The sequence below is a fragment of the Pseudophaeobacter sp. 1A09344 genome, from assembly GCF_041008745.1.
Lineage (GTDB): Bacteria > Pseudomonadota > Alphaproteobacteria > Rhodobacterales > Rhodobacteraceae > Phycobacter > Phycobacter gallaeciensis_A.
Genome location: NZ_JAXGFS010000016.1, coordinates 36,545 through 50,832, shown reverse-complemented (window position 1 = coordinate 50,832; position 14,288 = coordinate 36,545). Strand labels below are relative to the sequence as shown.

11 protein-coding genes are annotated in these 14,288 nt (G+C 55.7%); 4 read left to right on the top strand and 7 right to left on the bottom strand.

The annotated features are described in order from the left end of the window. Positions 1–56 precede the first annotated feature (56 nt). The 3 genes from glf to glmS all read left to right on the top strand — a co-directional run bounded on the left by glf (position 57) and on the right by glmS (position 4,481). A complete protein-coding gene (gene glf / locus SM765_RS20745; protein WP_368981813.1) occupies positions 57–1,229 on the top strand; it encodes a UDP-galactopyranose mutase in 1,173 nt (390 codons plus the stop codon). Positions 1,230–1,298: 69 nt separating this feature from the next. Continuing rightward, entirely contained in the window at positions 1,299–2,645 is a 1,347-nt protein-coding gene (gene glmU, locus SM765_RS20740) for a bifunctional UDP-N-acetylglucosamine diphosphorylase/glucosamine-1-phosphate N-acetyltransferase GlmU (protein WP_368981812.1), read from the top strand. Between the two features lie 18 nt (positions 2,646–2,663). Beyond that, positions 2,664–4,481, top strand: a complete 1,818-nt coding sequence (gene glmS, locus SM765_RS20735) for a glutamine--fructose-6-phosphate transaminase (isomerizing) (protein WP_368981811.1) — start codon at positions 2,664–2,666, stop codon at positions 4,479–4,481. A gap of 142 nt (positions 4,482–4,623) precedes the next feature. Here the strand turns inward: glmS and SM765_RS20730 are convergent, their stop codons facing one another. Genes SM765_RS20730 through gmd form a run of 3 tightly spaced genes read right to left on the bottom strand, consistent with a single transcriptional unit; the run spans position 4,624 to position 7,845 of the window. Beyond that, positions 4,624–5,790: a DegT/DnrJ/EryC1/StrS family aminotransferase gene (locus tag SM765_RS20730; protein ID WP_368981810.1), complete on the bottom strand. Its 1,167-nt coding sequence runs from the start codon at positions 5,788–5,790 to the stop codon at positions 4,624–4,626. Beyond that, the gene (locus tag SM765_RS20725; RefSeq protein ID WP_368981809.1) at positions 5,787–6,722 is read right to left on the bottom strand and encodes a GDP-L-fucose synthase family protein; all 936 of its coding nucleotides are present in this window, start codon (positions 6,720–6,722) and stop codon (positions 5,787–5,789) included. Before SM765_RS20725 ends, SM765_RS20730 begins: the two co-directional genes overlap by 4 nt. Positions 6,723–6,726: 4 nt before the next feature. Then, complete coding sequence (gene gmd / locus SM765_RS20720; RefSeq protein ID WP_368981808.1) at positions 6,727–7,845, bottom strand: GDP-mannose 4,6-dehydratase; 1,119 nt, start codon at positions 7,843–7,845, stop codon at positions 6,727–6,729. A 240-nt stretch (positions 7,846–8,085) separates the two neighbouring features. On the opposite strand from gmd, the gene SM765_RS20715 reads away from it, so the two are divergent. Beyond that, entirely contained in the window at positions 8,086–9,096 is a 1,011-nt protein-coding gene (locus tag SM765_RS20715) for a hypothetical protein (protein ID WP_368981807.1), read from the top strand. Between the two features lie 198 nt (positions 9,097–9,294). On the opposite strand, the gene SM765_RS20710 is transcribed toward SM765_RS20715, so the two are convergent. The 4 genes from SM765_RS20710 to SM765_RS20695 are packed head-to-tail and all read right to left on the bottom strand — an operon-like array spanning position 9,295 to position 14,223. Continuing rightward, complete coding sequence (locus SM765_RS20710; protein ID WP_368981806.1) at positions 9,295–11,673, bottom strand: glycosyltransferase; 2,379 nt, start codon at positions 11,671–11,673, stop codon at positions 9,295–9,297. Between the two features lie 24 nt (positions 11,674–11,697). After that, positions 11,698–12,624, bottom strand: a complete 927-nt coding sequence (locus SM765_RS20705; RefSeq protein WP_368981805.1) for a phosphoglycerate dehydrogenase — start codon at positions 12,622–12,624, stop codon at positions 11,698–11,700. After that, positions 12,624–13,289 (bottom strand): acylneuraminate cytidylyltransferase family protein, encoded by a 666-nt coding sequence (locus tag SM765_RS20700; RefSeq protein ID WP_368981804.1) that lies wholly within the window; start codon positions 13,287–13,289, stop codon positions 12,624–12,626. Before SM765_RS20700 ends, SM765_RS20705 begins: the two co-directional genes overlap by 1 nt. Further along, entirely contained in the window at positions 13,264–14,223 is a 960-nt protein-coding gene (locus SM765_RS20695) for a glycosyltransferase family 2 protein (RefSeq protein WP_368981803.1), read from the bottom strand. Before SM765_RS20695 ends, SM765_RS20700 begins: the two co-directional genes overlap by 26 nt. Positions 14,224–14,288 lie beyond the last annotated feature (65 nt).

Genomic DNA, 14,288 nt, shown 5'->3' with positions numbered 1-14,288 from the left:
CCCTGTTTTACGATGACAGGGTATCCCCTTAGAAATTTGATGCAGGAGGCAGGGTTATGTCAGCAGGAAAACTCCTTATGGTGGGCGCAGGCCTTTCCGGTGCAGTGATCGGGCGGCATCTGGCCGAGGCGGGCTATGACATCACCGTGGTGGATGCGCGCGATCATATCGGGGGCAATTGCCACACCGAACGGGATGTCGACACTGGTGTCATGGTGCATATCTACGGGCCGCATATCTTCCACACCGACGATGCCGAGGTCTGGGACTATGTGAACACCTATGAGACCTTCCTGCCCTACAAGAACCGGGTGAAGACCACTTCGGTCGATCCCAAGGGGCAGCGCGGCGTCTTCTCGCTGCCGGTGAACCTGCACACCATCAACCAGTTCTTCGGCAAGACTCTGCGCCCGGAAGAGGCACACGCCTTCATCACCGAGGAACAGGCCGATACCTCGATCACCGACCCGCAGACCTTCGAAGAACAGGCGATGCGCTTTGTCGGCAAGGACCTTTATGAGGCCTTTTTCAAGGGCTACACGATCAAGCAATGGGGCGTGCAGCCGTCTGAACTGCCGGCCTCGATCCTGAAACGCCTGCCGGTGCGCTTCAACTACGACGACAATTATTTCTTCCACAAGTTCCAGGGCATGCCGGAAAACGGCTATACCTCGATGATCGAGAAGATCCTCGACCACCCAAGCATCACCGTGAAGCTTTCGACCACATTCACCCGTGAGATGGCTGCGGAATATGACCACGTGTTCTATTCCGGACCGCTCGATGGGTATTTCGACTATGAACTGGGCCGCCTCGGCTATCGCACGCTGGATTTCGAACGTTTCACCCATGAGGGCGATTACCAGGGCTGCGCGGTGATGAACTATGGCGAGGAAGCGGTGCCCTATACCCGCATCACCGAGCACAAGCATTTCTCCCCCTGGGAAGAGCACGAGGGATCGGTGCTGTATCGCGAATATTCCCGCAGCGCCGAGCCGGGCGATATCCCCTATTACCCGATCCGCCAGGTGAAGGAAAAAGCCCTGCTGGCCGATTACGTGAAACTGGCCGAACAGACCGAGGGCGTCACCTTCGTGGGGCGTCTTGGCACCTATCGCTATCTCGATATGGATGTGACCATCCGCGAGGCGCTGGACACCGCGCGCGGCTTCCTTGAGGCCGCCGAGGCGGGCAATGCGGCTCCGGCCTTTGCCGTGGCACCGCTGTAGAGGTTCTCAGGCAGATTTGCCACGATTGAGCGATCCACATTTCCTTCAGACTTAATATCAGGGTTTATTATGGCACTGGCGATTGTTGTTTTGGCTGCCGGTCGTGGAACGCGGATGGTCTCAGCACAGCCTAAAGTTCTGCACCCGATTGCAGGTCTTCCAATGCTGTTCCATGCGATGCGGGCAGCGTCTTCTCTGGGGCCTGAGCAGTTCATTGTCGTTGCGGGCTTTGGCGCACAGCAAACGACTGATGCTGTGCAGGCGCATGCTCCTTATGCCAAAATTGTTATTCAGGACGAACAGCTTGGAACAGCCCATGCGGTCGATCAGGCACGTGGACTGCTGGTAGATTTTGATGGCGATGTTATTGTTTTGTTCGGGGATACCCCGTTCATCCGCCCGCATACGCTGGAGGCGATGCTGAAGGCGCGCCGTGCGGGGGCGGATTTTGTCGCCTTGGGGTTCGAACCTGAAGATCCGGGGCGCTATGGTCGTCTGGTCGTGGAAGATGGGCGTTTGCGCCGGATTGTTGAAGCCAAAGACGCGACGGCTGAAGAGCTGAAAATCGGGCTATGCAATTCTGGGGTGGTCTGTGCGGACAGAAAAAACCTGTTTGAGCTGATCAGTCAAATTGGGTGCCATAATGCAGCTCAAGAATATTACCTTACAGATGTCGTGGAAAAAGCCAATGATGCGGGGCTTATTTGCTCGGTTGTGACCTGTGCGGAGGAAGAAACGCTTGGCATTAATTCACGGGCAGAGCTGGCGCGAGCTGAAGCGATTTTTCAGAATTGGGCGCGCCAGGCTGCAATGGCTGAAGGTGTGACATTGGTTGCGCCGGAAACTGTTTTTTTTGCGCCTGACACGCGGATGGCCCGGGATGTTCTGGTGGAGCCGCATGTGGTGTTCGGACCTGGGGTTCGATTGGATGAAGGTGCGGTGGTGCGCGCCTTTTCGCACCTAGAGGGATGTCGGATCCGTCGGGGGGCCGTGATTGGTCCTTATGCCCGTATCCGGCCTGGCAGCTCCATTGGTGAGGGGGCCAAGGTTGGTAATTTTGTGGAAACTAAAAACACCACGTTTGAGGCGGGTGCCAAGGCCAATCACCTGAGTTATCTGGGGGATGCGCATATTGGCGCTGCAGCCAATATCGGAGCGGGTACTATTACGTGCAATTATGATGGGGTGATGAAGCACCAAACCGAGGTGGGGGCGGGGGCCTTCATCGGAAGTAACAGTGCCTTGGTGGCGCCGGTGTCCGTTGGAGCCGGGGCCATTGTGGCAGCGGGGTCCGTGATTACTCATGAGGTGCCAAGCGATGCGCTGGCTCTGTCGCGGGCGGATCAGAACAATAAGGCAGGCGGCGCAGACCGATTACGGCAGCGCCAGAGAAACCGAAAGACTGCAGCGAAATAATGCAAGGGACTACATAGCATGTGTGGAATCGTTGGCGTCTTGAGCCAGCATCAGGCAGCCCCTGTTTTGATCGAAGGATTGAAACGGCTGGAGTATCGTGGCTATGACAGCGCGGGTATCGCAACCTTGAATGGAGGTTGCTTGGACCGCCGTAGGGCAGTCGGAAAGCTGGCCAACTTGAGTGATCTGCTGGTGCATGAGCCTCTGGCCGGTACTGCTGGCATTGGTCATACGCGTTGGGCCACCCATGGTGGGCCGTCCTTGAAAAACGCCCACCCCCATGCCCGGGACCGGGTTGCGGTTGTCCATAACGGTATCATCGAAAATTATCGTGAGCTACGTGCTTTTCTGGCGGAGCATGGGCTGAAGGCGGAAACCGAGACCGATACCGAAACCCTGGCGATGCTGTGCGCGTATTATCTGCAGCAGGGGCTGGAGCCAGTGGCAGCTGCCCGTACGACCATCTCTCGACTGGAAGGGGCGTATGCGCTGTGTTTCCTGTTTGAAGGGGAAGAGGACCTGATTGTGGCCGCCCGCCACGGCAGCCCGCTGGCGATCGGCTGGGGCACAGGCGAGATGTTCATCGGGTCAGATGCATTGGCGCTGGCACCGATGACCTCGCAAGTCACTTATCTGGAAGAGGGTGACATGGCAGTGGTAACCCGGGCAGGCTGTGACATTGAAGATGCCGAAGGTACTCCGGTAGACCGTGCCCGGAGCGAAATCGGGCAATCGGTTGCCGCTGTGGGAAAGGATGGCCATCGCCATTTCATGTCCAAAGAAATTGCGGAACAGCCTGGAGTTCTGGGCGCAGCTCTCCAGTACTATCTGGACGGTGGTGATGGGCAACGGGCTTTGGAGCAGATTGACTTCAGCCGTTTTGATCGGGTTGTGATGGTGGCTTGCGGGACTGCTTCTCTGGCTTGCCTGACTGCAAAATATTGGTTCGAGCAAATCGCCAACCTACCGGTCGAGGTCGATATCGCCTCGGAATTCCGTTACCGCGAACCGCCGGTGTCAGAGCGAACCCTAGCATTGTTTGTATCGCAGTCAGGGGAGACTGCCGACACATTGGCGGCGCTGCGTTACTGCGCGGGAAAGGCCGGTATGATCCTGTCTGTCGTTAACGTACCCGAAAGCTCAATCGCGCGCGAAAGTGGCGTGGCGCTGCCGATCATGGCGGGGCCGGAAATTGGTGTGGCCTCTACCAAGGCCTTTACCTGCCAGTTGGCGGTGCTAGCTGCTTTGGCGTTGGAAGCGGCACGTCAGATCGAGACTCAGCCGACAGGGCTGCTGCAGGACTATAAGGCGCAACTGCGCCATATGCCCAGCCAGGTCGCGGAGGCGCTGACCTGTGAGGCAGAGGTGCGTGGTGTGGCCGCGCAGCTAGCTCGGTTCAGCCACGCTCTGTTCCTTGGTCGCGGCACGTTTTATCCGTTGGCGCTGGAGGGAGCTCTGAAGTTGAAGGAGATCAGCTATATTCATGCTGAGGGCTATGCCAGCGGCGAGCTGAAGCATGGTCCTATCGCACTGATTGACGAGGAAATGCCGGTTGTGGTGCTGGCGCCGCATGATCAGCTTTTCGACAAGACGGTTTCCAACATGCAGGAAGTGATGGCGCGTAGCGGCAGGATTGTAATGGTGACTGATGCCAAAGGGGTGAAAGAGGCTGGAGAGGGCATCTGGCAGCAAATCTGCATGGCACCGGTTCAGGGGCCTTTCGCAGCTATCGCCTATGCGGTGCCGCTGCAGCTTTTAGCCTACCATACTGCAGTTGAGAAAGGCACCGATGTGGACCAACCACGCAACTTGGCGAAATCGGTGACGGTGGAGTAGGGGCTGGCACATCGGTCTCCCACTTTATTGGAACTGGAACTCGTGCCGAAAATGGCGAATCTTAACTGAATGCCACGAGGTGGGCGCACCAGTTTAAGGTGTGACCGCAACGCGTCTGACATATACTACCTCCCGCCGCGGATCAGAGCGCCGCCAGGGCCGCTACCGCCTCGGGGAGGGGGTAGTGATGATTGCCGACAAACAGCCCGTTTGCATCAATGTAATCGGCATTCGTCAGCGCACCGTGAATGTCATAGTCAAAATATTTCATCACCTCGTTCTTGGCGAAATTGCCGGCCACGATGGGGCGGCATTCGAACCCGGCGGCCGCCAGCTGTTTCACCAGATCGGCGCGTGTCAGCCCCGCCTCTTCGCGGATCACCAGCGAGAAACCGAACCAGCTCGATTTGCCGATCTCGCGCTGAATCATGAACTTGGGATGATCGGTGAGTTTTTCCTGCACCAGCGCCCCGTTGGCGCGGCGCCCTTCGATCAGGCCCGGCAGTTTCTTCAGCTGCTCCTGCCCCAGCGCGCCGGACATCTCCAGCGGGCGCAGGTTGTAGCCCGGCAGCACGAAGCGGAAGCTTTCCTCGAAAGGATCATCCGACTTCTCACCGGTGACATGGTTGAATTTCGGCAGGTTGCGGGTCCAGCCATGGGCGCGCAAGCTCAGCATGACGTGGTAGAGTTCCTCGTCATCGGTGACCACCATGCCGCCTTCCATGGTGGAGATATGGTGCGAGAAGAACGAAGAATAGGTGCCCATGACGCCGAAGGTGCCGGCCTCCTTGCCGCCATAGGTGGCGCCCATGGATTCGCAATTGTCCTCGATCATGACGATCTTGCGATCCCCGATCAGCGCCTGGATGGCGTCGAAATCATTGGGGTTACCCAGAAGGTTCACCACCATAATGGCGCGGGTCTTGTCACTGATCGCCGCCTCCAGCGCCGCCAGATCGTAGTTCAGCGTCTCGCGGTCGATATCGACGAATTTCATCCGGAGGCCATATTGGCCCAGGGGGTAATAGGTGGTGGACCAGCTGACCGCCGGGACGATGATCTCATCGCCGCGTTCCAGCTTCAGATCCGGGTTCTTGGTGAAACAGAGCGCCGCGGTCATCAACAGGTTCGCCGAGGAGCCGGAGTTGACCATGACGGCAAACTTGCTGCCGAACTGGGCGGCGAACTGCTCTTCATAGGCGCGCACCTCGGGGCCCATCGAGAACATGTCCGAGGCAATCACGCGCTGCAGCGCATCCTGTTCCGCCTGATCCCAGGAGGAGGTGGCAAGAGGGTATGTGAAGGTCATGCGTGTCCGCTTTCCAGATAATAGCGATAGGTCTGCGCGATCCCGTCGCGCAAGGAGGTCGGCGCCTGCCAGCCCCAGGCGGTCTGGCGCTCGGTCGAGCAGAGCTTCTGCTTCATGCCCACGGGTTTGCTCAGATCATGGGTGAATGCCCCCTGCCAGCCGATCACATCGGCGACGGTGGCGTAATAATCGTTGATCGAATGATCGTGGCCAAGGCCGATGTTCATGGCGCCGGGGAGCGTCTCAAGGTCCTCTGCCGCCTTCCAGATGGCATCAGCCAGATCGGCGGCGAACATGAATTCGCGCCGCGCGGTGCCATCGCCCCAGATCTCGACCGCGGCCTCCCCCGTCTTCATGGCCTGATGCACCTTGTGGATGATGGCCGGCAGCAGATGCGAATGTTTGGGGTCGAACTTGTCGTAGGCGCCATAAAGGTTGCAGGGGATCAGCGTCTTGTAGAGCGCGTCGGGGTCCTCCTGACGGATGTAATCACACAGGCGCATGGCCATGATCTTGGCCAGGGCATAGCCTTCGTTGGTGGGCTCCAGCGCGCCGGTGAGGATGCTTTCCTCGCGCAGCGGGTTTTCCCCTTCGCGCGGATACATGCAGGTGGAGGCAAGATTGATCAGCCGGGTCACACCCGCGGCCCGCGCCCCCATGATGACATTGCGCCCCATGGCGAGGTTTTCATCGAGAAAGGCCACCGGATTGGCCATATTGGCCTGGATGCCGCCGACACGGCCCGCCGCATGGATCACCAGATCGGGTTTATGCGCCTCCAGATAGGTGGCCACGGCACCCGCATCCGTCAGGTCCAGATCGCGGCTGCGCGGCGCCAGGATCTCCCACCCGGCCGCTGCCGCGTGATCCAGAACATTGCGCCCCACCATGCCGCCGCCGCCGGTGAGGAACAGACGTGGTTTTGCACTCATCCCCTCAGTCCTCGCGGGCGACCGGCGTGTCATAGCCGTGCTCCATCAGCACGCGGGAGCGCTGCGCCACCTTCAGATCCTCACGGACCATTTCGGCGCACATTTCCTGCACGGTGATCTCGGGCGTCCAGCCCAGTTTCGCCTTGGCCTTGGCCGGATCGCCCAGCAGGGTCTCCACCTCGGCGGGGCGGAAATAACGCGGATCGATGCGCAGGATCACGTCACCCACCTTCAGCGCCGGGGCCTTGTCGCCTTCGATGGCTGCCACGGTGGCAACCTCATCGGTGCCCTCCCCGGTGAACTCCAGGGTGATGCCCAGCTCGGCGGCGCTCCAGGTGATGAAATGGCGCACCGAATATTGCACGCCGGTGGCAATGACGAAATCTTCCGGCGCGTCCTGCTGCAGCATCATCCACTGCATGCGCACGTAGTCCTTGGCATGGCCCCAGTCGCGCAGCGCATCGATATTGCCCATGTAAAGGCAGTCTTCGAGACCTTGCGCGATATTGGCCAGGCCGCGGGTGATCTTGCGGGTGACGAAGGTCTCGCCCCGGCGCGGGCTCTCGTGATTGAACAGGATGCCGTTGCAGGCATACATGTCATAGGCCTCGCGGTAGTTCACCGTGATCCAATAGGCGTACATCTTGGCCACCGCGTAAGGAGAACGCGGGTGGAAGGGCGTGGTCTCGGTCTGCGGCACCTCCTGCACCAGACCATAGAGTTCCGAGGTCGAGGCCTGATAAAACCGGGTCTTCTTTTCCAGCCCCAGGAAGCGGATCGCCTCCAAGAGGCGCAGGGTGCCCATGGCATCCACATCGGCGGTATATTCCGGCGCCTCGAAGGAGACCGCGACATGGCTCTGCGCGCCGAGGTTATAGACCTCGTCAGGCTGCACCTCGGACAGGATCCGCGTCAGGTTGGAACTGTCAGTGAGATCGCCGTAATGCAGTTTGAAACGGGCATTGTCGGTATGGGGATCCTCAAAGATATGATCCACCCGCTGCGTGTTGAAGGAGGAGGCGCGGCGTTTGATCCCATGCACCTCATAGCCCTTCTCCAACAAAAACTCCGCCAGATAGGAGCCATCCTGCCCCGTCACCCCGGTGATAAGCGCTTTTTTCATACCTAGCTTTACCCATTCATTCCTGCCCCAACGCGTGCTCAGGGATAGGGAAGATCAAAGAGCATGTGAAGGGTAAGAATGCTCTCTATAGACGTTACTGGAGGCTGGTGACGTGCCGCAATCTAAACCACCTGCGCAATCCTCTTCTCTACGAGGGCGAACGTTGCGGAAAAATCTGGATTAACCAAAGCGTCTATGATTGTTTGCGCAGAAATCAATGATGTAAATGGATCAATGCGCATGCAGGATGACACAGCAACAACCAGCCAGGCGACCGATGTTGCTCGAAACCCTAGTCCGTTGCGGTTTATCTGCTCGGAGGACAAAGAGGTTTCACGCCTGAAGGCATTATCGAACGCCGCATTTTTCGGCGTTGAAGCATTAATTTACCCATCTTTGGAAGGTGCGCTGGCTGAACATGGGGATAGTCTAATCATCGTACCTACTGAGACGCCGAGCCAAAACCTCGCGCGGCGGCTGGTTGGTACTGCAGATCACGGCAAAGCACTACAGGACTGGATTGAAGAAGCAGAAGCCTTCTTGCAGACCTATCGCAAGGTTCGGCGCCAGGTGCGTGTCATGGCAAAAGCGCCTCTTCTGAAGGGGGGCACAGACAGTTGGCAAGCCGTGGCGAATCAATTCAACATCCCGCTGTCCCCTTTGCCGAAAGAAATTTTGGAAACAGAAGAGACTGAACCTTGTGCTTTGAGCCATCTGGTCAGCCTGCATCTTCTACAAATCACGCCTAAAGCCCAGGCTCTTGCGACGGAAATTGAGGCCATGATCTGCGGTCCTTGTCCATCCTTTGAAAAGAGCTCTGAACTTGTGACGCTTGTCTTGGCGGAACGGAAAGCTGCTCAAACAGAGGTAACCGAGCTCCAAAACCGGCTGGAGGCACTTGAAACACAACGGGAGCAAGCCGTTTCGAAAAACGAATTGCTGGAAGAAAGCGTGTCCTCGCTGCTGCGTGACATCGAAACGCAATCGGTCCGTCAGAAGACACTCGCAAGAGAGCTGAAGTCGATGAGTGACCTTGAGGCCAGGCTCTCTCGAAGTGCCGAGGAGTTGCTTAGAGCGCAACAGAGCATTGCGAATAAAGACGAGGCCCTCAGGTTGGCACAGGAAAAAGAAGCCGCCCTAGAACGCCGTGTTGCAGAGCAGTCCGAAAATTTGCACGCTCTTTACACCTCCAATTCTTGGAAAATCACGGGGCCAATCCGAAAAATATCCCTGTTCCTGCGGCGCCGCTAGAATACGTTTCCGTTTGTTAAATTCAGGCTGACCTGCCCCGTGCTGGCCTCCTCTCATACGAGCGGCCAAGGGATAATTTTGACGGGTGACTGCCTCGGGTTTGGCAAGCGCGGCGGTCTTAGATGGCTCAGCGCGCTTGCTTGGGCATTCTGTCACCCAATGAGGTTCTTGAGGTCAGGGGGCGTTATTTGTAGCGCCTCAGCACTCGCTTGTGTTCGCCATTTCTCTGCGGGCCCAGTTCAGAACCCTGTGCAAATACGCTGCCTCCGGGTTATCTTCCGATAGTAATTGCGCGGTCTGGGCATTCAGGTCGCCACCGACCTCCACCCGCGGCAGCATTGCTGCGGGGTCGATTAGTAGGCGACTGGCTATTTGAAGTTCGCTAATCGCAATTCTATTGTGAAGCTTGTGCGTCGACGCTTCGGTGGAGGTGGATAGTTCGGTCGCTACATTTTCATCATATGTTGCCTCTCCATGCTTAAAAACCAACCGTTCACGGGGGCGTTTTAGGACGCTAATTATTGCTTCTGCAGCGCGGTCGGCTGTATCTTTCGCACTGAATGGGCTGCAATGTGCGTGAAGAAAAAGGGAGGCGCGATCCCTGATACTACCACCTCCCGCCACAAAATTTAGTTCTTGTGTCAAAGCGGCTGCCAATTCTGTGGCATTCTTCGAGGTTGAAAAGGCTCCGAGAGGTTCATGAAATTTCGGCACACGTTCACCAATCGGGTTGTGGTAAACAGTAGGGCGACCTGCCGCCAACGCTTCGAGTATCGTGGTGCTAAACCGACTGACTAGGATAGCGTTTTCATTAATTAACTCGTAGACACTCGCTTCGCTAACATTGTACCGAGATAGGTCGGCCTTGTCGGCTGGGTGTTGCGAAATAACATAGTCCAGACCGGCAAGTTTGCAGCCCTCTACGGCACTTTCTACAAATTCCTGCCGTTTCTCCTCCATCACCCCATAGGTGAAGTTTACATTAATTACGGCTCGACGCTTTAGAGGCGTCAGTATATCGTGTGAAAGCTTTTCACGTATGTTGGGAAGACCAACGATTGAGGAGTTTCGATCTTGGAAGAAAGCAGTTTGGTAGGCCCCGGGTAATAAAAGGTAATCACACGAGCGATATGGCATGCGTACGAAATCACGATCAAGATTCCAGTCATCGTTGATACCCTCGTAAAATCCAAAAGTAGGTACGCCAAAGCCAAAATTCTCGAATAATAGACGGCTCGTATACGTAAGATCATTTAGAACCACGAAGGCAAGCGCTTTCGTCGAAAAAGGAAGTGTTTCTGCTACGTTGAAACATTTGATGTTTAGATCACTATAGAGTGGAAGTTCAGAATCTGGTAGCGGTCTATTTGTAGAAAAACTTGTGGAACGCGAAGCATCTACAATAAGCGTCGGTATGCCACGTACCTGCAGGGCTCGTGCAATAGGCGCGACAGTTCTGATATGATAATCAACCTCGCAGTAAAAAATAACCTTGTCGGAAAACTCTTCTTCGTAAATTCCCTTCCAAGGAGATGTGCAGGTTGCACCTTCGGCTGTTGGTATGTTGGCCGCTGGCTGGGGGGGGGCCAGTGGGATTAGTTTGAGGTCTTTCGCGTTATTATAACCAATATAATCTGCTATGCCATGCTTGACAGTCTCGGAGTAAAAATACTCGGCAAGATCTTTTTTTTGATCAGTGGTGTTATTGCTGTCTCGAATTCTTCTGGCTTGTAGTCTAAGCCATGAGTTCGCCGTTTTTGTAAATGTCTTTTTCCCGTCACTATCATTTGTGAGGAGGTTGAAGATAGCCTTCATCGCAAGAACCGAGTCAAGTATCTTCTTTTTCGACATTGTGTTCACAGTCGAAGTGTCTCGTTGTACATAGTAGTATAGTTGGTCTGGTATAATTTTACAATCTTTACATGCCATAAATATGCGAGTGGAAAACTCTATATCTTCAAAGTAAATGCCCTCTTTGAAACGTATTTCGTTCTTTTCAACTAGATTACGTGAAATTAGCATCCCAACGGGAAACCAGCCGGTTTTTCCTTCAAGGCAAGCGGTCCTAATATCCCCATGAAGGTGCCGACCTGCAAGGTTGGGCGAATATGGCTTGTCGTACCTAACTTTTAAAAGCTGACTTGCGACAACATCATGGCCTTTTTGGGCATGGTAATAGAGTGTTTCAAGTGCATCCATTCTAAGAAAGTCATCACAGTCAACAAATATTATATAATTTGATTTTGATGCTTTGAGACCTGTGTTTCGTGCGGCGCCTTGCTTTTTGTTTTCTTTATGGGAGATGATTTTAAGATTTTGAATTTTGGTTTTAAACTTTCTAATTTCCGATATTGTGCTGTCTTCAGAGGCGTCGTCGACGCAGATAATTTCAAAATTTTTAGCTGCCATGGTTTGAGCGGCAAGGGACTCGAGGCACGGATGAATAAATTTTTCTGCATTATGGCAGGGGATAATAACAGATATAAGAAGGCCCTCTTCTTCTTTCTTAGTGCTACGTTCTGCAATATCTCGACTGAGGGCCAATATTGAAGCGTCTAGTTGTTTTTCTTTCAGCATTGGAAGGTACCTGAAGTGAAGCTCTTAGTAAAACCCAGCAAGACGTTCAATCGCCTCATGGCTGGCGCGGATGACCGCATCCACCGTGTTGGAGCCGTTATGTGAGCCGAATATGCAACGCTCCATTCCACGTAGTGGGCTGTCAGCGGGTAGTGGTTCCACTTCAAAGACATCCAGAGCTGCCGAATGTACCTGCCCCGATTGCAGCGCCGCGATTAGCGCCTGTTCGTCGATCAGCGGCCCGCGGGCGACGTTGACCACCCGGATTCCCGGCTTGCACTTGGCCAGCACATCGGCGTCCAGCATGTGGAAGTTGTGCTTGTTCAGGGCGCAGGTGAAGACTAGGAAATCCAGCCCTTCGACCGCCTCGGGCCATGCTGCGCGCTTAAGTCCCTCAAACCCGGCATCGCCTTCGACGCCGGGATCGTAGGCTACGACCTCCATCCCCAGGGCGCGCAGGCGGGCGACCGTGTTGCGGCCGATATCGCCTAGCCCGATCACGCCGACACGTTTGCCGGTTAGGCTGATGCCGGCCGGTTTCGGCCAGTCCCCTGAGCGTACGCCGCGATCAATCAGGAACAGTTCGCGCGCCAGCCCGATCACGAAACCGGTGGCTACATCGGCTACTTCGGCACCGAACATCATCGGCGTGTTGATGATCGGGATACCCAGCTCCTTGCATGCGGCGAAATCGACGTTATCGACCCCGATACCCCATTTCACCGCCGCCGTCAGCCGACCGCCCCGCGCGGTTTCGAACACCCGGCGGGTGGCCGGATCGTCGCCGATGATCCAGCCGTCATATTGTGGTAGCAGATTGCAAAGCTCGTCTTCGCTCAGAATCTGGGTCACTTCGGCGCTATGCAGTTTCAGTCCGCGCTCGGCAGCGTAGTCCACGAACAGGCCGAACTGGCCCAGCATCGGCGGGCAGGTAACAAGAACGTCTTTCATTATTCAGCAGCCTCTTTCGCCATGCGCATCCCGGCCAGCGCCGCGGCCAGGTCCCAATCCTCGGGCGTATCGATATCCGAGGCTTCCATCTTGTCCATCTCGTGCAGCAGCGGTTGCTTGCCGATCCGGGCATTGGTCTTGGCGAAACTATCGCGCGAAAAGATGTAGAGGTTCGAATTTTCCTCGTACCACGGTTCAAGATCCTGGGTCTGGATTAGGTTGTCGGGATCGTGGTTCACCGGGCTGGCATCACCGCGATAGAACCGGGTCTGGATCTTGTTGACGGTGAACAGGCTGTCAGCCTTGCCCTTGGCCACGCCGTCCTGATACTGCGTCAGCGCCGACCGGATCGTTTGCGGGGTCAGTAGCGGGTTGGTGGTGTGGGTCATCAAATAGGTATCGGCCTCGACCGCGGCGAGATCATCGGCAAGGATCAAGTTCATCGACACGGTGTCGCCACACAGTTCCGGTTTGCGGTCGCGAATGCGAACCCGGTCGGTTTCCACTAGGCCGTTTTCAGCCAGGATGTGCCGGGCGTCGGTATTGATCACCACCTCGTCGATTTCTTCGACGGCCAGCAAGGTATCAAGGATCCAGCGGAACAGCGGTTTACCATGTAGCGGCCTAAAATTCTTGCCCTTAACCCTTTGACTGTTGGCCTTCATTGGGAGGAGTGCGATACAACGGTTTGAGCCACTCATCTTGACCTGCCTTTTCCGAAACTTCTGGGTAGAAGTAATATTGTTTTGTTTCCTGCGACATGCGCCGGTGATCGTGGTTGCCTTTATATGAACCCCAGTATTGGTTCCAGCGATAGCGCAACATGTCGCGTTTGCGAGTGGACTTTATGCCATGGCGGATTGCTGCACGCCAATCCTGCCAGGTGCTCGAGATGACCCAACGCATCACGTCCAGTGGCGTAACGTGAATTTCGGGCATGATCAGGCGCAAGGCCATGGCTTCGCGCTCAAAGCGGCGGCGGATCTGCCCCCAGCTTTCCTTGTGGTGGTGAAAGACGGGTGCATCTGCCACATAGGCAATCTTATGGCCCTGGTTCCAGATCCGTTTGGACAGTTCCATATCTTCCAGACCGGTAAGCTCTTCGTCGAACTGATGGTCCTGCCATACAGAACGCAGGATTGCCGAGTTGGCGTTGTTGCAGAAGAACGAATCCTGCGGAATGGCGGATTCCGCAGGATAGTATTTGGCGAAGATGCGCCGCTCACTGTAATTGCTGTTGTCGTCGCCAATCTGGCGACCATAGCTGTAGGAGGCGGCTTTATCGATCAGCGGTTGGCACAGGTTCTGCAGCCAGTTTTCGTCGGTGGGGACACAATGCCCGGAAACCAGAACCAGAATGTCGCCATGGCTGAAATCACAGCCGCGGTTAAGCGAGCGCCCGAATGAAAATTCTGATTTTTTAATGTGTGTTACACGCGCACCGTGGCGTTGTGCGATCTCAACAGTGCCGTCGGTCGAACCGGAATCGATGAGGACAGTTTCAACATCAAAAGAGGTGTTTTGGCGGCTTACCATTGCCAAAAGGTCAGCCAGATGGTCCGCTTCGTTCAGTGTGCGAATGACAATACTGATAAGCATTTCAACCTTCGAAAACGTGATCTACCCTGCGGTTACATGACTAGCAATTTGATGTCCAGAAATAA

What these genes read in the sequence shown, in the direction of transcription:
- glmS (WP_368981811.1), top strand. Translation starts at nt 2,664, where the DNA reads ATGTGTGGAATCGTTGGCGTCTTGAGCCAGCATCAGGCAGCCCCTGTT.
- glmU (WP_368981812.1), top strand. Translation starts at nt 1,299, where the DNA reads ATGGCACTGGCGATTGTTGTTTTGGCTGCCGGTCGTGGAACGCGGATG.
- SM765_RS20700 (WP_368981804.1), bottom strand. Translation starts at nt 13,289, where the DNA reads ATGAAGGCCAACAGTCAAAGGGTTAAGGGCAAGAATTTTAGGCCGCTA.
- SM765_RS20695 (WP_368981803.1), bottom strand. Translation starts at nt 14,223, where the DNA reads ATGCTTATCAGTATTGTCATTCGCACACTGAACGAAGCGGACCATCTG.
- SM765_RS20715 (WP_368981807.1), top strand. Translation starts at nt 8,086, where the DNA reads ATGCAGGATGACACAGCAACAACCAGCCAGGCGACCGATGTTGCTCGA.
- gmd (WP_368981808.1), bottom strand. Translation starts at nt 7,845, where the DNA reads ATGAAAAAAGCGCTTATCACCGGGGTGACGGGGCAGGATGGCTCCTAT.
- SM765_RS20710 (WP_368981806.1), bottom strand. Translation starts at nt 11,673, where the DNA reads ATGCTGAAAGAAAAACAACTAGACGCTTCAATATTGGCCCTCAGTCGA.
- glf (WP_368981813.1), top strand. Translation starts at nt 57, where the DNA reads ATGTCAGCAGGAAAACTCCTTATGGTGGGCGCAGGCCTTTCCGGTGCA.
- SM765_RS20730 (WP_368981810.1), bottom strand. Translation starts at nt 5,790, where the DNA reads ATGACCTTCACATACCCTCTTGCCACCTCCTCCTGGGATCAGGCGGAA.
- SM765_RS20725 (WP_368981809.1), bottom strand. Translation starts at nt 6,722, where the DNA reads ATGAGTGCAAAACCACGTCTGTTCCTCACCGGCGGCGGCGGCATGGTG.
- SM765_RS20705 (WP_368981805.1), bottom strand. Translation starts at nt 12,624, where the DNA reads ATGAAAGACGTTCTTGTTACCTGCCCGCCGATGCTGGGCCAGTTCGGC.